This window comes from Burkholderia cepacia complex sp. TUM26381, from assembly GCF_057439935.1.
Genome location: NZ_CM172008.1, coordinates 457,324 through 474,847 on the forward strand (window position 1 = coordinate 457,324; position 17,524 = coordinate 474,847).

At 69.4% G+C, this 17,524-nt stretch carries 17 protein-coding genes; 4 read left to right on the top strand and 13 right to left on the bottom strand.

Annotation, left to right across the window (positions count from 1 at the left end; genetic code table 11):
• Positions 1–317 precede the first annotated feature (317 nt).
• The gene (locus ACWMMN_RS34220) at positions 318–842 is read right to left on the bottom strand and encodes a GNAT family N-acetyltransferase (RefSeq protein ID WP_486424432.1); all 525 of its coding nucleotides are present in this window, start codon (positions 840–842) and stop codon (positions 318–320) included.
• A 431-nt stretch (positions 843–1,273) separates the two neighbouring features.
• A complete protein-coding gene (locus ACWMMN_RS34225) occupies positions 1,274–1,558 on the bottom strand; it encodes a hypothetical protein (protein ID WP_486424433.1) in 285 nt (94 codons plus the stop codon).
• A gap of 849 nt (positions 1,559–2,407) precedes the next feature.
• Between ACWMMN_RS34225 and ACWMMN_RS34230 the strand changes: the two genes are divergently transcribed.
• The 3 genes from ACWMMN_RS34230 to ACWMMN_RS34240 are packed head-to-tail and all read left to right on the top strand — an operon-like array spanning position 2,408 to position 6,469.
• Positions 2,408–3,649: an aromatic ring-hydroxylating oxygenase subunit alpha gene (locus tag ACWMMN_RS34230; RefSeq protein ID WP_486424434.1), complete on the top strand. Its 1,242-nt coding sequence runs from the start codon at positions 2,408–2,410 to the stop codon at positions 3,647–3,649.
• A gap of 2 nt (positions 3,650–3,651) precedes the next feature.
• Entirely contained in the window at positions 3,652–5,247 is a 1,596-nt protein-coding gene (locus ACWMMN_RS34235; RefSeq protein WP_486424435.1) for an FAD-binding oxidoreductase, read from the top strand.
• Positions 5,237–6,469 (top strand): MFS transporter, encoded by a 1,233-nt coding sequence (locus ACWMMN_RS34240; RefSeq protein WP_174992388.1) that lies wholly within the window; start codon positions 5,237–5,239, stop codon positions 6,467–6,469. The genes ACWMMN_RS34235 and ACWMMN_RS34240 overlap by 11 nt, the downstream gene beginning before the upstream one ends.
• 376 nt (positions 6,470–6,845) lie before the next feature.
• Here ACWMMN_RS34240 and ACWMMN_RS34245 read toward each other — a convergent pair whose 3' ends face one another.
• The 11 genes from ACWMMN_RS34245 to sctU all read right to left on the bottom strand — a co-directional run bounded on the left by ACWMMN_RS34245 (position 6,846) and on the right by sctU (position 16,658).
• A complete protein-coding gene (locus ACWMMN_RS34245) occupies positions 6,846–7,301 on the bottom strand; it encodes a CesT family type III secretion system chaperone (protein WP_059241437.1) in 456 nt (151 codons plus the stop codon).
• A gap of 91 nt (positions 7,302–7,392) precedes the next feature.
• Positions 7,393–7,599: a hypothetical protein gene (locus tag ACWMMN_RS34250; RefSeq protein WP_059241440.1), complete on the bottom strand. Its 207-nt coding sequence runs from the start codon at positions 7,597–7,599 to the stop codon at positions 7,393–7,395.
• A gap of 146 nt (positions 7,600–7,745) precedes the next feature.
• Positions 7,746–7,988 (bottom strand): type III secretion protein, encoded by a 243-nt coding sequence (locus ACWMMN_RS34255; protein ID WP_174992389.1) that lies wholly within the window; start codon positions 7,986–7,988, stop codon positions 7,746–7,748.
• Positions 7,989–8,006: 18 nt separating this feature from the next.
• Positions 8,007–9,275 carry a secretion protein gene (locus ACWMMN_RS34260; protein WP_486424436.1) on the bottom strand — a complete coding sequence of 423 codons (1,269 nt, stop codon included), beginning with the start codon at positions 9,273–9,275 and terminating at the stop codon, positions 8,007–8,009.
• 137 nt (positions 9,276–9,412) lie between these two features.
• Positions 9,413–10,306, bottom strand: coding sequence for a hypothetical protein (locus tag ACWMMN_RS34265; RefSeq protein ID WP_486424437.1), 894 nt, complete (start codon positions 10,304–10,306; stop codon positions 9,413–9,415).
• 190 nt (positions 10,307–10,496) lie between these two features.
• On the bottom strand, positions 10,497–10,760 hold the full coding sequence (gene sctS / locus ACWMMN_RS34270; RefSeq protein ID WP_059241447.1) for a type III secretion system export apparatus subunit SctS: 264 nt from the start codon (positions 10,758–10,760) through the stop codon (positions 10,497–10,499).
• A gap of 43 nt (positions 10,761–10,803) precedes the next feature.
• Positions 10,804–11,457: a type III secretion system export apparatus subunit SctR gene (gene sctR, locus ACWMMN_RS34275; RefSeq protein WP_059241449.1), complete on the bottom strand. Its 654-nt coding sequence runs from the start codon at positions 11,455–11,457 to the stop codon at positions 10,804–10,806.
• Positions 11,441–12,748 carry a type III secretion system cytoplasmic ring protein SctQ gene (sctQ, locus tag ACWMMN_RS34280; protein WP_486424438.1) on the bottom strand — a complete coding sequence of 436 codons (1,308 nt, stop codon included), beginning with the start codon at positions 12,746–12,748 and terminating at the stop codon, positions 11,441–11,443. Before sctQ ends, sctR begins: the two co-directional genes overlap by 17 nt.
• Before the next feature lie 84 nt (positions 12,749–12,832).
• Positions 12,833–13,429 (bottom strand): type III secretion system protein SctP, encoded by a 597-nt coding sequence (gene sctP, locus ACWMMN_RS34285; protein ID WP_256087802.1) that lies wholly within the window; start codon positions 13,427–13,429, stop codon positions 12,833–12,835.
• Positions 13,430–13,435: 6 nt separating this feature from the next.
• Positions 13,436–15,553 carry a type III secretion system export apparatus subunit SctV gene (sctV, locus tag ACWMMN_RS34290; RefSeq protein ID WP_174992394.1) on the bottom strand — a complete coding sequence of 706 codons (2,118 nt, stop codon included), beginning with the start codon at positions 15,551–15,553 and terminating at the stop codon, positions 13,436–13,438.
• Positions 15,554–15,575: 22 nt separating this feature from the next.
• A complete protein-coding gene (gene sctU, locus ACWMMN_RS34295; protein WP_059241455.1) occupies positions 15,576–16,658 on the bottom strand; it encodes a type III secretion system export apparatus subunit SctU in 1,083 nt (360 codons plus the stop codon).
• Positions 16,659–16,925: 267 nt separating this feature from the next.
• Here sctU and ACWMMN_RS34300 point away from each other — a divergent pair, with 267 nt between their 5' ends.
• The gene (locus tag ACWMMN_RS34300; protein ID WP_059241456.1) at positions 16,926–17,519 is read left to right on the top strand and encodes an HrpB1 family type III secretion system apparatus protein; all 594 of its coding nucleotides are present in this window, start codon (positions 16,926–16,928) and stop codon (positions 17,517–17,519) included.
• Positions 17,520–17,524 lie beyond the last annotated feature (5 nt).

A 17,524-nucleotide genomic window follows, 5' to 3' on the forward strand; every position in this document is an offset into this window, starting at 1 on the left:
TGGATGCAGCGCCCGGTACCCGTGATCGCCCGGTGGCCCGGGGTCCGTTGACGGACCCCGGGCCATTTGCGCAGCAGCCCGCCTGGCGGCAGGCACGCGCCGGTCTGTTCGACCAGGCGGATGAATCCGGGTAGCGCGCGAATCGACGCGCCCGCCGTTGCGCCGATACTCGCGGCGCCGCCGCATGCGCGCGGCGGACGATGCAACGCGCATGCGGTTCCGGGACGCTCAGCGGACGCGGGTTTGCCGCGGCGGCGGAATGTCCTTGAATCGTGGATCGAGCGCGATCCAGAACGCTTGCGTCCGGCCCGGTTCGGTCAGCGCCGGGTCGGGGCGGGGCGCCAGCCGCGCGCCTGTTTTCGCTCCAGTTGCGCCGTATTGCTGTCCCATACGCGAGACAGCCTGTATCGATCACCCTTCGCGATCAACGCGTCGTCGACCTGTTTCGCGAGGTTTCTCGCGGCGTCCGTTCCCCGATGTTCCCGGGCGACCAGGATATTGATCTGGGCGACTTGTCCCGGCGCGTGCAGCCCGGTTTCCGAATCGTCCATGAAACCCGTGATCACGTCGTCCTTGACCGCGACGACCACCCCTTCATAGTTGCGCGGGTCGAATGCGCCGGGCGGGTAATCCTCCTCGAAACGGGCGGCAAGTGCGCCACGATCGTCCGCGTCTATTTCGAACGGGAATCTGATGAGTTCGTCCCTGGCGTTCGCGTCATGCGGGTCGACCGCTCCCGTCGTCGTTCCGTCGGAGTAGTGCCGGATGCGCGAAAGCTGTGCCGGCGGCGCTTCGCCCGCGCTCTCCAGCGACGCCGTACTTGGACGGCGCTGTCCGGACAAGGGGGCGGGAACTGCGATCGGATCTGGGCTTGCGCGGCAGTATCGACGGTTGGCGCCGGCGCTGGCGTTCAGTGCGAACTGTCGACAGGGCTTTCGCTGTTTCGCGGGCTGGAATCGGGACTCGCGGTGCGCGTCACTTGCATGGCGTTCAGGAAATGAGTGGCGGGTTAACGGAATGTAGGCGGGCCTCGCGCGCCGATCGTAGCCGCATCGGAACCGCGGTCGCCGGATGCGAAGCGAGCGTGACGCTGGCGGCATCGACTGCGGGTTTGCGCGCGCCGCTTCGCATTGCGTCCGGCCGCAATCGACGGACCGAGGTATTTCTGCAGGAGTCGGTGTCGGCACGGCGTTGCCGAAGGGGCGTTCACCCCAGCCCCATGCTAGCGAACAGGTATCGGAGAGCACATGGACAATACGGTCAGCGGGCCGCGTCAGGTTTCATTCGGAAGTCCGCCCGCATCGACGCCGGCGCCGGAGCGCCACGACAGCCCGCCAGCGCAGCCGTCCAGCCCGGCCGGCGGCGCGGTGCTCGAACGGCTGCGCACGATCGGCGCCCGGGCCGATACGCCTTTTTCTCCGCGGCCCGTCAGCCCGCTGACGAAGGCCGACATGAGGTCCGTCGTCACGCCAAGACCCGTCTCCCCGGAGACGGCATCGCCCATCCGCCGGCCGGCGGCATGGCGGATCGGCAACGTGCCCGCAAGCGCCGGCAACACGAGCCCGCCCGGCAGCTTGCCGGAGCCGGGCAGAACGGCTTCTGCTGCGTCGAACGGTCATTCGTCGCCGCATGCGGAAGCGCCGGCCAGCGCGCCGAAACAGCCGGACGAAGACTGGCGCGCGTTCCTGACGCGTACCGGGCATTCGCCTGGACCGGAGGCACCACCATCGCCGTCCGGCAGCCCTGCGCAGACGGGGGGCCACGAAGACTGGAGCACGTTCCTGACGCGCACCGGGCATGCGCCTGGATCGGCGGCGCCGCCATCGTCATCCGGCAGCCCCGCGCAGACGGGGGGCCACGAAGACTGGAGCACGTTCCTGACGCGCACCGGGCATGCGCCTGGATCGGCGGCGCCGCCATCGTCATCCGGCAGCCCTGCGCAGACGGGGGGCCACGAAGACTGGCGCGCGTTCCTGACGCGCACCGGGCATGCGACGGAACCGGAGGCGGCAACCGAGCCGTCAGGCAGCCATTCGGCGGCGCGTGAAGGCGTGCAGGACAGCTTGCCCGCGAACCCGGCGGGACACGTGCCGGTGGCCGTTGCCGACGTTCCGCTGCAGGCGCCGAAACCGGTTCGTCCCCATGCGACGGCGCACATCTTGCGGGACGTACCCGATCGTTCGCCCGGTGTGCCCGCGCAGGTCAATCCTGCACCGGCACGCGCTGACGCGCACCGTAATCCACTGCAGGCACTGAGGGACGGGATCCGACGCATCTTGCGCTGAATCGCATGGCCGTCCGCTGCGGATCGCCCGCCACCGTTTCGCATCGCGGCCGCCGCAACGGCACGCTTCTCCTACGATCGCTGTCACGGCCGCATGGGCGCGGCCCAACCCTGGGGAATTTCATGCAAGCTGCGCAGCGCTATCAACATGTCCTCACACAGCATCTCGCGAAGCCGCTCGAGCACGCGACGTCGCTTCCGGCGGCGTTCTACACCGACCCCGAGATCTTCGCCCACGAACGCGCGGTGCTCGACGAACGCCACTGGCGCGTCGCAGCCGCCGGCGGACAGGTTGCCCGGCCCGGCGACGTGCTGCCCGTCACGCTGTCCGGCATGCCGCTCGTCGTCACGCGCGATCGAGACGGCATGCTCGGCTGCTTTCACAACATCTGCAAGCACCGCGGCGTGCCGCTCGTGAGCGAGACGGCAAGCGACGTCCATTCGATCAGGTGCCCGTATCACGCGTGGCGATACGGATTGAACGGCGCGCTGGAACGTGCGAGCCACTTCAACGGGATTCACGACCACCACGTGGATGCTTCGCACCGCGCGTGTCTCGAACTCGATCGCGTGCGAAGCGCGAGCTGGAACGGTCTCGTCTGCGTGAACCCGGGCGGCCGAGCCGCGCCGCTCGCCGATACGCTGGCGGCGCTCGAGCGCCGCTGGCACGACTACGACTTCTCGCAACTGCAGTACGGCGGCGCGCTGCACTATCGCGTGCACGGCAACTGGAAGCTCGTCGTCGAGAACTTTCTCGACAGCTATCACAACCCGTTCGTGCATCCCGCGCTGAACAAGGCGTCGCTGTGGAACGAGCACTACCCGATCGTGGACGCGCACGTCTGCGGCGTCGGCACCCGTATCTACGATGCGGCGACCGCCGGCCACGGCGGCCTGCCGACGTTCGCCGGACTGTCGCCGCAACGCGCGCGCGGCGCCGAGTACCTGCTCGCGAGCCCCACGCTGATGCTCGGCCTGCATGCGGACTACCTGTTCGTGCTGACGGTCGATCCGGTCGACGTGCAGACCACCGACGAGCACGTGTACTTCTTCTTCGTCGGCACGCCGTCCGCCGGCGTACCGGCCACGAATGACGACGGCGATCCGCTGGAAGCGCTCCGCGAGCGCGTGCGCGCGAACTGGGATCGCATCAATCGCGAGGACCTTCCGATGATCGAGGGCATGCACGCGTGCCGCCGCTCGCCCGGCTATCGCGCCGGCCCGTTCTCGCCGTTCCACGAAGGGCCGCTGCATGCGTTCCAGCTCTCGCTCGCGCGCCGGATGGCGCCCGAACCGGCTGTGCCGTCGCAGCCCGCCGAACGGCACGACGCGCTCCGCTTCCATCCGATTTCAGTCGAGGCCTGACCATGCAGATTGCATTCAACGGGCCGTCGCACGGCGACCTGGGCGAGCGGCTGTGCGCGCTCATCGGCGCCGACGCGGTGCTGACCGACGAACCGTCGCTTGCGTTCTATTCGAACGACGTGTTCTGGCAACCGGGCGTGGCGCCGCTGGCGATCACGCTGCCGCGCAGCGCCGACGACGTGGTCGCGCTTGCGCGACTCGCGCAGGATCTCGACGTCGCGCTGATTCCGCGCGGCGGCGGCCTGTCGTACGGCAAGGGCTATCTGCCGCCGCACCGCAACTGCATCGTGGTCGACACGCGGCGCATGTCGCGCGTGATCGAAATCGACGAGAAGAGCCGCTTCGTCACCGTCGAAGCCGGCTGCACCTGGGCCGAACTGCACGAGGCGCTGCTGCCCACCGGCTTGCGCACGCCGTACTGGGGGCCGATGTCGGGGATCGGCGGGACGGTCGGAGGCGCGCTGTCGCAGAACAGCGCGTTCTACGGATCGAGCCGCCACGGCACGGTGGCCGACAGCGTGCTCGGCGTCACGGCCGTGCTGGCCGACGGCACCTGCGTGACCACCGGGTCGGGCGGGCGGCGCGGCGCGAAGCCGTTCACGCGCCACGGCGGCGGCCCCGATTTCACGGGGCTCTTTCTCGGCGACAACGGTGCGTTCGGCATCAAGGTCGCCGCGACGCTGCGCCTGATCGAGCGTACGCCGCATGTCGGCTACCTGTCGGCCGGCTTCGCGACGATGCAGGCGATGGTCGACGCGCAGGTGCGGCTGGCGCAGACCGGCAAGATCGCGGAGAGCTTCGGCATCGACCGCAACAAGGCGCTGCAGTCGGCCGGCGTGAACCGCGCGGCCGACAGCGTGAAGAACCTGCTGGCGGTGGTCGGCGCCGGCACGAGCCTCGCGGCCGGCGTGAAGGACGCGGTGGCGGTCGCCGCGGGCGGCACGCAGTTCCTGACGGCGTATCCGTACACGCTGCACCTGATGGTCGAGGACGAATCGGCGCGACGCCTCGGCGAGGCGCTGGCCGAGGTGCGCGCCATCGTGCTGTACGAGGGCGTCGAGCTGCCCGATTCGGTGCCGCGCGTGATTCGCGCGAAACCGTTCGGCCCGGTGCGCGGCATGCTCGGGCTGAACGGCGAACGCTGGGTACCGTGCCACGCCACGTTCGCACTCGCCGATGCGTTGTACGTGTGCGATGCGATGGCGCGTCACTTTGAAACGTTCGATGCGTTGACGACGCAACACGGGATCAGCCGCTCGCATTTCCTGATGTGCATCGGCAACGAGTTTTTCTTCGAGACCGCGTTCTACTGGCGCGACGAACTCACGCCGCTGCACGTCGCGACGGTCGGGGCGGACGTCACGGCGCCGTGGGCCGACCGGCCAGCCGCGCCCGACGCGCGGGCCGCCGTACAGGCGATTCGCGACGCGACCTATCTCGCGTATGCGGAACTGGGCGGTGCGAGCTGGCAGGTGTCGCGCGACTATCCGTTCGAGCGCGTGCTGGAACCGGGGTCGTGGAACCTGATGCGGCGTGTCAAGGCGAGCCTCGATCCGGATCGGCGAGTCAACCCGGGAGCGCTCGGCGATGGCTGCTGATCCGCGCGAAGGGGCGGCGGCCGGTACGCCCGCCGCCGATGGCGTTACCGGCGCGCAGGTCGCGCTGATGGCGACGCTGTGCGCGTTCTCGGCCGGCAGCCTCTACTACAACCAGGTCATGGCGACTGCGATCGCGTCGAGCTTCGGCGTCGCGCCGGCCACCGCGAGCACGCTGTCGATCTTCGGCCACGTCGGCTACGTGGCCGGCCTCGTGCTGCTCGTGCCTCTCGGCGACCGTTACGAGAAGCGCTCGCTGGTCGCGCGTCTCGCGTGGCTCGGTGCGCTTGCATTGGCCGGTGCGGCGCTTGCGCCGTTCTTCGCGCTGGAGGCGCTCGCCACCCTTGCGAGCGGCGTGTTCGCGACCACCGCGTCGCTGACCGTGCCGTTCGCGGCGACGCTGGCGGCGCCCGCGCGGCGCGGCCGTGTCGTGGGGCGCGTGATGCTCGGGCTGCTGATCGGCATCGTCGCGAGCCGCGTGGTTTCGGGCGCGCTGACCGACGCGCTCGGCTGGCGCGCGATGTTCGCGTTCGCGGCGCTCGCGCAGGCCCTCCTCGCGTGGCTCGTGTCGCGCCGGCTGCCGCGCTCGCCGGCGACGACCGGCGAATCCTATGCGAGCCTGCTTCGCTCGCTGCACGCGCTTTATCGCGACGAACCGCGCCTGCGGCTGTCGGCGTGGCGCGGCGCGCTGCTGTTCGGCGCGTTCAGCGCGCTGTGGGCGAGCTACGCGCTGCATCTGCGGCACACGCATCCGGCATGGGGCGCGGCCGTGGACGGGTTGTTCGGGCTCGCGGGCATCGCCGGTGCGCTGATCGCGCCGGCGATCGGCCGCGCGGCCGACGTGCTCGGACCCGAGCGCGTGTTCGGGCGCGCGCTGGCCTGCCTGTTCGTCGCACTGGTGCTGTTCGCCGCGTGGCCGGGGCAGGTCGCCGTCGAGGCGCTGGCGATCGTGTTGCTCGACATGGGCATCCAGGCCGCGATGGTCTGCAACCAGACCGTGATCTATGCGCTGCGGCCGGCCGCGCGCACGCGCATCAACGGCGTCTACATGATCGTGTACTTCATCGGCGGCACCAGTGGCACGGCGCTGGCCGTGCCGGCGTGGACGACGGCAGGGTGGCCGGGCGTGCTGGCCGTGTGCACGGCATTCGTCGCGGCGGGGGCCGGGTTGCATGCCGGGGCACGGTGGCGTGCGCGTGCATGGCGCGGCGACCCGACGGTCTGACCGTCTGACCGTCTGACGCTGCGCGATCGGGTACGGCCTGGCCCCGCGCGCATGACGGATGCGCCTGCGTCGACCGTCGCAATCAGCGCGGAACAACGGGCGGTCAGACGCGGCAGGACATTCAACGACACGCGCACCGCGCCCGCGATGCGCGGCCCATCCGCGCGTGGGCTCGCCTCCATCCGTCCCCATCGCATGACGATCGACGTCGAACGCCGCGGACCGGTGCTCCAGTGCGTCGCACGTGTGACCTCCGGGGCAACGGGTTCCGGAACCAGCACAGGCGCACCGCCACGCGGGTTACATCATCGATGCGAAGACGGATTGGCGGACGCGAAGTGCCGGTCCGCCGCGCGAGCCGGGGTCAGGCGAGGCTTCACGCGCGCAGCCAGATGAATTCACCCGTCGCGATACCTTCGAACATGTCGTCGTTCGATTCGATGATGTTCTGCCGCCAGTACCGGCCGTGTTCGGCGTAGTGCGAGAGGAGGTCGGCGAGGGTCTCGCCGGTCACGTCGTCGGCGAACGGCACGCGCACGATCAGCACGATGCCGCCCGTATCGCTGTCCATGCCGAGCTGTGCCTGGTCCTGCGCATAGATCAGCAGGTTCGCTTCCAGCATCAGCCGGAAGATCGTCAACGTGCGGCCGGCCGTGACCGTGCCGTAATGAAAATTGACGTAGAGCGCGCCCGGGTCGTTGTCGAAGTAATCGAGCCGCACGTCGAAACCCTCGACCTCGATCGTCCGCGTCTGCAGGATGTGGTCGACGTCGGGCAAGCCGACGGCGGCGCACAGTTCGCCGACCAGCGCGGTATAGATATCGATGCTCATCGACCTTGCGACCCGTCGAAAGAAGTGCCGGCCGTACCGCGCCGCGACCCGACCGGCACAAGGGTCGCGGCGCCGGTTGCCTTCGTCTCGATCACGAGGGCTTCGCGGCCTCCTTGACACCCGAAGAGGCCGCTTTCATTGCCTCGCCGGTCGCCTGCTTCAATTGCATGTTCGACACGGCGCCTGCGATCGCCAGTTGTTCGTTCCCGGCGGCCCCAAGCTGTCCGATGATGCCACCGGTGGCGGCAGCCGAATTCGCGCCTCCCGCGACGCTGCCGACGACGTTGCCAATACTCATGTCCGACTCCTTTCGACGTGTAGAAGAGCCTGTCCGAACGCCGCCGCGATTGCATGCGGGCGACTTTCTCGACAGTACGTTGCAGATCGCGACGGTCCGGTCGCCCGGCGTCGCGGGATTCCGCGCACAAGCGCGAAAACCGGGCGCTACTTCGCGAGTTCCTGCTCGCGAAGCTGCGCGACGAGGCGGCTGGCCGCCATCAGTCCGAGATAGATCTTCGAGCGGTTGCTGCGGTCCAGGTCGGACCCGCCCCGGGCGTCGCCGACCGCCTGGGCACTGAGCTGCAGCGCGCGCTCGAGCTCGATCAGCCGCGGCCCCGAGGCCGGGTCGGCGAGCAGGTTCTGCAGGTTGCCGAAATCCTCGGCGTGGCGTTCGATTGCTTCGTACATGCGAATTCCCCTTGGGCTTCAGTGAATCGACGCTGCGGCGGCCCGGTCGTCCGACGGCAACGGCACCGGATCGACCCGCGCGACGGGCGGTGTGGCGGGCGCCGCCGGCGTGGCGGATGCCGTACCCGGCGCCGATGCGGCGGCCGTTTCCGAGGCACTGCCGTCAGCGTCGTCCGGCACGGGATAGATGTGCTTCACGCCGTCCGGCGTTTCGGCATACCGCACGTTGCCCGACGACAGCAGCGCGGTGAAATTCCCCTGTTTGGGGGCCGGCGCCGGCAGGTCGATGTCGGTCAACGCGACGCGAATCTGCGTGACGCTCTTGTCGAAATCGCCGCGAATACGCGTCAGCGCACTCTCGACGCGTTGCCGGTCCGCCACCGCGCCGGATACCGTAAACACGCCGTGGCCGTCGTAAGCGACCTGGACGCCGTCGACGTCGACGGCATCGCGAATGCCGCGGGCGATGTCGTCGGCCACCCGATAGCGGCGCACGATGACGGCCGGCTTCATGCGGTCGAACAGTTGCCGCGCGACATGATCGTCGTTCGCCGAGCGGACCATCCCCGTCACCACCGCGCGCGCGGCGCCGTCGCCGCCATCGCGGGCTGCATGAAGCTCGTTCAGGTGCGCGTCGGCCAGCGCGCGGTTCACGCGTTGCTCGAGCAGCACGTCGGGCGGCGCGAGCGCGGCGCGGCTGACGTTGGTCGTCAGCGCGAAGCTGAGGCCGGCCACGCCCGCGCCGACGGCGACACACGCGGCGACGATGCCCGCATAGCGCAGCCGTTTCACGCGCGCGACGCCGCGCGGCGTGTCGTCGCCTTCGTTCGACGCGCGGGCGGGGCCGGTCAGCAGTGTCGACAGCAACGCGAGGTCGCTCGGCCACGTGTCGTCCGCCCAGCCGATGCACAACGCGATGTCGTCGAACTGCAACGGCACGAAGTCGACCATCCAGACCTTGCAAGGATCCAGCGTCGCAGGCGGTTCGTCGTCGTGCCCGGCGAACGCGTCGCCGCGAGCCGCGCGGGCCGACGCCGCGTCATCGCCGTCGCGCGGCAGGTCTGCCTGCGGTGCAGCGAAGGCGGCGAGCGAATCGTTCGTGTCCGCGTGCTCGAGCCGCTGGCTGCTGACCGCGCCGTTCGATTCGACCACCAGCAGGACGTCGGCACCCCGCCAGTCGGTGAGCTGGATGTCGGCGTCGTCGTCGGCGCCGACGCGATACGCACCGGGTTCCAGATGGACCTGGGCGCCGGCGTGGTGTCCCGTGAGGATGCGCAGCAGTTTCATGGTCGATTCGGATCCGTGCGGTGACGCAGGCGACATGCATCGCAGCGGCGTCGCGTGCTTTCGATACTTTCACTGTAACGGCCGTCGGTTCCGTCGCCCGGCAGACGCGCGAACCGGCGTGCGTGTCTGCGAAGCGGTCAACGAGTCGATGGCGGGTCAGACGGGGTGTCGTCGCCGGGAAGGTCGCGCGCGTCAAGGTTCGACGCGTGCGCACCGGCTTCCAGCGACGCCAGGATGCTGTCGGCGCGCGCCGCGCGCGAGCCGATCGCCGGCCGTTCGAGCGCAAGCAATTGCAATCCCAGCAACAGGTTGAAATGCCGGATGCGGGCGGCCGGTTCGACGGCCGGTGCGGCCCGGTCGGCCGGATGCGATTCTCCGGCGCCCGTGGCGGCGCTGCGCAGCCGGGACCGCTCGACGAGCCGCGCGCGCACCGCGTCGAAACCGGTCGCGCTCGACGGGCCGAGCCAGGTGCGTGCCAGCGTGACTTCACGGGCGACGCGATACATTCGTGCATCGAGTGGCGTTCCGGGGGCCGCGGCGAGCTCGTCGCGCATCGCCAGCAACGCGTCGCAACACGCATCGGCAACGGCCTGTTCGCGCGCACCGCCGGCGTCATGACCGAGTGCGCCGGCCAGCCAGTCGGGTACCGTCGCGTCGTCGAGCAAGGCGGCCGCCGCGCCGCGCCGGGCGACGCGCAGGGCGCCCGGCGCGCGCCGCGTGCCAGGCTCCCGTTCGCGCTGCTGCTGTTGCCGGCCTTGCTGCTGTTGATTCCCGTCCTGCTGGGACGACTGCTGCTCGCCGCCGCGCTGTCCTCCGCGTCCGCCGTCACGACCGACGCGCAATCCGGACAGCGGGCTCGACGTACCCCGCCGGGTCGTGCCGTGCGGACCCCGTTGCTGCGCCGGTTGCGCGATTGCCTTGCGCGGCATGGCGAAGCGCGCGCGCTTGCCGGCGTTTTTCCGCCGGGCCTGCGCGAGGCGCGCGCGCAACCGGGCGGCCAGCTGCTTGTTCGCCAGCAGCCTCGCGCTCACGTTGCGCGCATGCGCGAACAGCGTGCGGCCGCGAAACAGCGCGGCCTGATGGCTCGCGCGCGCGTCGTCGCGTCCGTGTTCGGCGCGGGTCCGCTCGGTTTGCGCGAGCCCGTCCTGTGCGGCAGCATAAGGATTGTGCGAGATCCGGCTCATCGACATGCCGCTCCGGGGATCGTCGTGACGATGCCATTCATTGCGGCAACGCGGTGCGCATCATCTGGTTGGCGAAATGCAGGACCGAGGACGCCGCGAGCGGGGCCACGATGATGATCGTGATCACCACCGCCACGAGCTTCACGCCATGCGGCAAGGTCTGGTCCTGCATCGACGTGATCGCCTGCAGGAACGAGACGGCGAGCCCGACCGCGGCCGCCACGATGACGACCGGCAGCGAGCAGTAGAGGCACAGCAGCATCCCCTGGGCGGCGGCGCCGATCAGCGCGTCGATTTCCATCGAGAATTCCCGTAAGCAAGCATTCGATATCGATTGCGGCGCGCTACCGGTAGGTCAGCACGAGGCCGTGGATCAGGGTCGACCAGCCATCCATCACGACGAACAGCAGCAGCTTGAACGGAATCGCGACGTTGGTCGGCTGCACCTGGTTCAACCCCATCGCGAGCAGCACGTTGGCGATGATCAGGTCGACCACGATGAACGCCACGTAAAGCAGGAAGCCAATCTTGAACGCTTCCGTGAGCTCGGTGAGCGTGAACGCGGGCGCCAGCACGAACAGGTCGGTGTCCTTCAGTTCGCTCGCGACATCCTTCGGCCAGACCATCGCCGCCGACCGGACGAAGAAGCGCCGCTCGCGCTCGTGCGCGTGGGCTTCGAGGAATTTGCGGAACGGTTCGCGCGCGGCGCTGAACGCCTGCATCACCGCCTGCGAACTCGATGCGCCCGCGACCGGGTCGCTCGGCAGGTTGCGCGACGCGGCGATCGCGACCGGCGCCAGCACATACGCGGACACCAGGATCGCGATGCCGTTGAGCACCATGTTCGGCGGCACCTGCTGCACGCCGAGTGCGTTGCGCAACAGCCCGAGCACCACCACGATCTTCATGTAGCAGGTGACGACCATCGCGATGAACGGCACGATGGTGATCGCGATGACGACGAGCAGCAGCCCGGTGAGGTCACTGTACTGAACCATCGCCGTGCGCCATCCGCAGGATTCGAACGCCGAGACGATCGGCGACCGCGATCAGCTCGCCATGACCGATCGTCTGTCCGTGGGCCACCAGCCTGATCTGTGCGTCGGACACGCGCGTATCGAGCTCGATCACGTAGCCCGGCCGCAGCGACGACAGTTGCGCGAGCGGCAGCGCGACGCTGTCGAGTTCGAACTGCACGGGCAGGTCCAGCTCGCCGATGTCGACGGGGTCGTCCTGGAAATCGTCGGCGAGCGGCGGGTGCGCGTCGTCGGGGTAGTGCAGATCGTCGGTCATGACGGGGTCCTCGCTGATGACAAGCCGGCTGCCGTCGATTTCGACGCCGGTGCAAAGCCGGGTCAGCCCCGGCGTCCCCCACGCGGCGCGCGCGAGAAATGTGTCGCCCCGGGCCAGCGCGGTTTCGACATGCGTCGGCATCGTGCGCAGCAATACGTCGCCGGGGCGCAGCGCCTCGAGCGCGGCGATCGCGATGCGGCGCGCGCCGATCGTGATGCGGCCCGGCATGCGCAGCAGCGGATGGAGGCCGCAGGTGGAGCCCGGTCGCGCATGCGGCGCGTCCTGCGCCGGAGCGTCGGAGGAGCGGCCCGCCTGCATCGACGACAGACGCCGTTCGAGCAGCGCGAGCGTCGCCGCGCCGATGTGCAGCGTCGCGTCGTGACGGTATCCGTCGACCGTGACGGCCACCTCGGCGACGAGTCGATCGGCATCGGTGCCGGTGCCGGGCGCGTTGCGGCCGGCGTGCTGCTGGCCGTGCCGCGTGGCGGTCGCGCCGCCGGTTCGCAGCACGTCGGCGACCCGGCACGTGCCGATACCGGTTTCGAGCAGACGCTCCGTGAGTGGCGCCAGCAGCACGCCGGCGATCGATTGCCGCAGCGCCTGGACCGTGCCGGCGGCCGACCCGCGCGAATCGGACGCGAGCGCCTGCAATGCCGGATAGCGCGCCAGATCGACATCGACCGCGAGGCTTCCCGTGACATGGGCGAGAACGATCCGGCCCGGTTCGTCGCGATGCGTGTCCGGATCGGCCGCCCGCGGCGCGGGTGTCAGCCGCCATCCGGTGACGCCGCCGAACTGCGCGACCAGCGCGTCGACACGCGCGTCGAACAGCACCCGGCTCGCTTGCGCGGCGGCCGGCGTGATCCGCGACAGGCCGCGTGCAAGCGCATCGGCGGGCAGCGCCGGCGCACGGGCGTCGGTTGCGGCAAGGGCGGGCGGCCGCTGCGAAGCGCCGCCGGTGATGCCGTCATTCAGCAATGCCGTTTCGTCGAGCACGATGCGATCGAGGGTTGTCCGTTCAGGCGGTGTCGGAGTGTTCGTCTGCAGATGTGCCGCAAACGAGCCGCGCTTCATGTCGCGTCACCCGATGACGATCTCGATCTGCCGCGGTTCGCCCCATGCGTCGAGGAGTCCGGTCAGTTCGCGATCCAGGAGGCGACTGTGTTGCCAGAGTAGCTGTCTGCTCGACGGGTCTTGCGCGTCGAAACGAAGCTGCAGACAGAGAGGCGAAAGCGACAGGTACAGCGTCGTGTCCGGCAGCACCGCCGGGTCGAGCGGCAGGCACACATCCCAGCTGCCCGATTGCGCGATCGTCCGGTTCGCGCAGAACTCGGCGATCTCGCGCGCGATATGCGCGGTCAATTCGATGAACCGGTTCTGTTGCCGGTAGACGGCGTCGACGACCGGCGCGCTGGCCGCGCCGATCCGCTCGGCCAGCGAGGCGCCTGCGCGCGCATCGCCTGGCGCATCGCCGCGGGTATCCTCGTCGGCACCGGAATCCGGTGCGTCGTACGCATCGTGCCCGTCGTCTTCGGATGCCGCGCCGCCCACGCGCGGCATGGCACGCCGGCGCAGCAGCGCCGCGTAATCGAAGCGGCGCGCGCGGCGCGCACCCGGCGCGTCGACAGGGTCGGTCGCGGGCGGGATGATCCGGGCGGGACGGTGGATCCTGGACATCGCGCGTTACAGCATCACGCGGCCGAGCGGCTGCAGATCGACATGCGAGCCCAGCTCCTGATACGAGTAGACCGGCAGCCAGCCGAGCTGCGCTTCGATCATGCGCCGCACGTAGCGCCGGATATCCATCGACGTCACCAGCGCAACGCCCGTGCGCGGCACCGGGCCGACGAAGGACTGGATGCTGTCGACCAGGAACTTCGCTTCTTCCGGCGGCAGCGCCAGATAGTTGCCGGTCGGCGTCTGCTTGATCGCCTGGCGAATATGCTGCTCGACCGGCATGTCGAACAGCACGGCCGGCAACTGCTTCGCGCCGTTGGCGGCACGATGCGCGAGGAAGCGCGACAGGTCGCCGCGCACGTATTCCGTGAGCATCAGCATGTCCTTTTCCTTCGGCCCCCATGCGATCAGGCTTTCCATGATGTTGCGGGCGTTGCGGATCGACACCTGCTCCTCGAGCAGGCGCCGGAGCACGTCGGCGATCCGCTGCGGCGGCAGCACCTTCTGCACTTCGGCCACGAGCCCCGGGTATTCGCCACCCATCTGGTCGAAGATGTACTGCACCTCCTGGACGCCGACGAACAACGCCGCATGCTGCCGCAGCAACGCGACCGACGCATGCGCGATCAGCTGCTCCGCGCGCCATACGCGGGTCTTCGCGGGCACCGACTTTTCGTCGATCCAGTAGGTTTGCGGGCCGTTCGCGACGAGCGGCATGCCGACGTCGCATTGCGCGATCATCGCGCTGGCGGCTTCGTTGTCCACGGTCTGCGGATCGCCGGGTTCCGGTCCGCGCGCGGCCGCCGCGCCGAGATCGGGCAGCATCACCTTGCCGGCCGGCAGGTCGAGCGACAGTTGCGGCACGTCGTGCATCAGGAATTCGCAGCTCGACGGCGGCACGCGGTCCGACACCCAGATCGTGATGCCCGGAAACGGCAACCCGAGTTCCTCCTGCAACAGCGCGCGCTCGGCTTCGAACGCGCGGTCGAGCGCCGGCTGGTTGATGCGCACGACCAGGTCGGCGGAAATGCGCACGCCGAGCGGCGCGGCGAACGCGGGCGCCTGCGGCAGGATCGCGGGCGAGACCGTTTTCGCGCCGGCCCGCTGCATCGAGCCGAGCGGTTCGTCGACGGACGCGCCGCGCGACGGCTTGCGCTTGCCGAGCCGGTATGCGGCGAAGCCGAGCGCGCCCGACAGCAGCAGGAACAGCGGCCACGGAAAGCCCGGCACCGCCGCGAAAGCGAGCAGCAACAGCGACGCGAACGCCAGCGCGCGCGGGCTGGCCGCGAGTTGCCGGCCGATCTCGGCGCCGAGCGACAACGATTTGCCTTCGCGCTCGTCCGACACGCGCGTGATCATCACGCCGGCCGCGACCGACAGCAGCAGCGACGGGATCTGCGACACCATCGCGTCGCCGATCGACAGGATCGAGAAACGGTTGGCCGCTTCGCCCGCGGTCATCCCGTGATACGCGACGCCGACCGCGAGGCCGGCCACGATGTTGACGACCGTGATGATCAACCCGGCAATCGCATCGCCCTTGACGAACTTCATCGCACCGTCCATCCCACCATGCAGCGCGCTTTCGAGCGCGAGCGTCGCGCGCTTGTGACGCGCTTCGTCGGGCGTCAGGTTGTTCGCGCGCAGGTCGGCGTCGATGCTCATCTGCTTGCCGGGCAACGCGTCGAGCGTGAACCGCGCGCCCACTTCGGCAACCCGTTCGGAACCCTTCGCGATCACGATGAACTGCACGACCGTGATGATCACGAACACGACGATCCCGACGACCAGGTTGCCGCCGACCACCAGCTGGCCGAAGCTGTCGATGATGTCGCCGGCCTCCGCGTGCAGCAGGATCGACTTGGTCGACGCGATGTTCAGCGACAGGCGGTACAGCGTCGTGAACAGCAGCAGCGTCGGAAATGCGGACAGCGACACGATGCTCGGCACGTACAGCGTGATCATCAGCAGGGTCGCGCTGATCGCGAGGTTGAAGCTCAGCAGGATGTCGATCAGCAGCGTGGGCAGCGGCAGGATCATCAGCGAGATCATCGCGACGATCAGCGCGAGCAGCGCGATTTCTCCGCCGGCGGGCAGTTTCAGCGACTTGAGCAGGGTAGCCATGTGACGTAACCGGTTGCGTGGATCAGTGCGCGTCGGCGCGGGCGTCCGCATCGGGCCGGCCGCGGGCCGTGCCGAGCGATTCGACCCAGCGCAGGATCACGGCGACCGTCTCGAACAGTTCCTCGGGAATCGGCGCGCCCAGCTCGACCTTGTAGAGCGCGCGCGCAACGGGCGGGTTGCCGACGATCGGCACGTCGGCCAGCTGCGCTTCCCGGCGCAGGCGCGCGGCCTGTGCGTCGAAGCCTTTCGCGATGATCACGGGCAGCGGGTTTTCGTCGGGCGCATAGCGCACGGCGACCGCATAGTGGGTCGGGTTGACGACCATCACGCTCGCCGCGCCAACCTTCGGCCGCGCCGGGCCGTTCGACAGTTCGCGGGCGATCCGGCGGCGCTCGCCCTTGATGACCGGGTCGCCTTCGTCCTGCTTGTGCTGGCGCTTGACCTCGTCCTTGCTCATCTTCTTGCTGCGGATGAACAGCCAGCGCTGCAGTTTCACGTCCGCCGCGCCCATGATGATGAACACCAGCGCGGCCACGCCGAACAGCTTCAGCACGATGACGGCGAGCAGCCGCGACAGTTGCGGCAGCGGCTGGTACAGCGAACCGGCCACCATCGGCATGACCGCGTCGATGGTGCGCCACATCACGAACGACACGATCAGGCCCTTGACGATCATCTTCAGCAGATCGATCAGCGTCCGCACCGAAAAGATCTTCTTGATGCCGGCCACCGGGCTGACCGCGCTGAGCTTGAACGCAACCGGCTTCATCGACACCTGGAAGCCGACCTGCGGCGCCAGCGCCACCACGGCGGCCACGAGCGCGGCCGCGACCGGCACCAGCACGGCGCCGGCCAGCCGGGCGCCCATCTGCTGCAATGCGACCGCCAGCGTGACCATGTCGTGGCCGGACGACACGAAGCCAAGCGCGATATGCAGCGACGAGCGCGTGGCGTCGACGATCATGTCGCCGCACGCGAGCAGCACGATCGCGCCGGTGGCGAGCAGCGCGCCGTCGATCAGGTCGCTGCTTTTCGACACCTCGCCGTCGCGGCGCGCGTCGCGCAGCTTCTTGTCGGTTGGCTGTTCGGTTTTCTCGTCGCTCATCGCGGGCCTGGGTCGGGATCCTGGGTCGATCATAGAGGCCGGCCCGCCGGGCTGCCGGGCAGGCACGAAGCGCTCCGTGCGCAAACGAAGCGGGCTGCGGCGGCCGGGCCGGGCCGGCGGGATGCGTATCCGGCTTCGTTTGCGCACGGAGCGCTTCGCGTCGTCCGCCGGCCACGCGGCACCCCGTTGCTATGGTGGGATGGTCCGTCGGCAACGCCACGCGTCTGCCGCAACGGCGGTTGCCCGTATCCATGGAGAGTCAACGTCATGCTCAACAGCCAGCCTGCGCCGTCTTCCGCGAACGCGCTTCCCGACTATCTGCAATGCAGCCACGACGTCGTGTGCGGCCTGATCGATACCGTATCCGCCGCGCTGTTCGCCCATTTTCCGAAGGCAGCCGGCGACACGCTCGATGCCGAGCTCGTGCTGGATGCGCTGCGCGTGTTCCGCCCGGCCGTGGCGGAGATCGGCATGCTCGACGGCGTGCTGCACATCGTGCACGGACGCTGGACCGACGCGGAGCACGCACTGAGCACGGTAATCGATCTGGCGCCGGATTTCGTCTACGCAAAGGCGATGATGGCCTATTGCCTCGCGTCGACGGGCGAGCCGGGCTGGCGCCAATGGGCGCATGGCGCGCTCGAGTCGAAGCCGAACCGCGAGGCGCTGCAGCTGATACGCGCACTCGAGGCGCGCGAGGACCTGAACCACGCGATACGCGACTACCGCGGCGGCGAATTCCGGATTCCGGAGTCGTGCCAGCCGTCCCCGGTCGCCGTGCACGCCGACCCGGCACGGCAGGACGACAGCCGGGCCGCGCCGCCCGCAGCCGGCCCGCAGCTGAATTACCTGCGCGCCTGACCGAT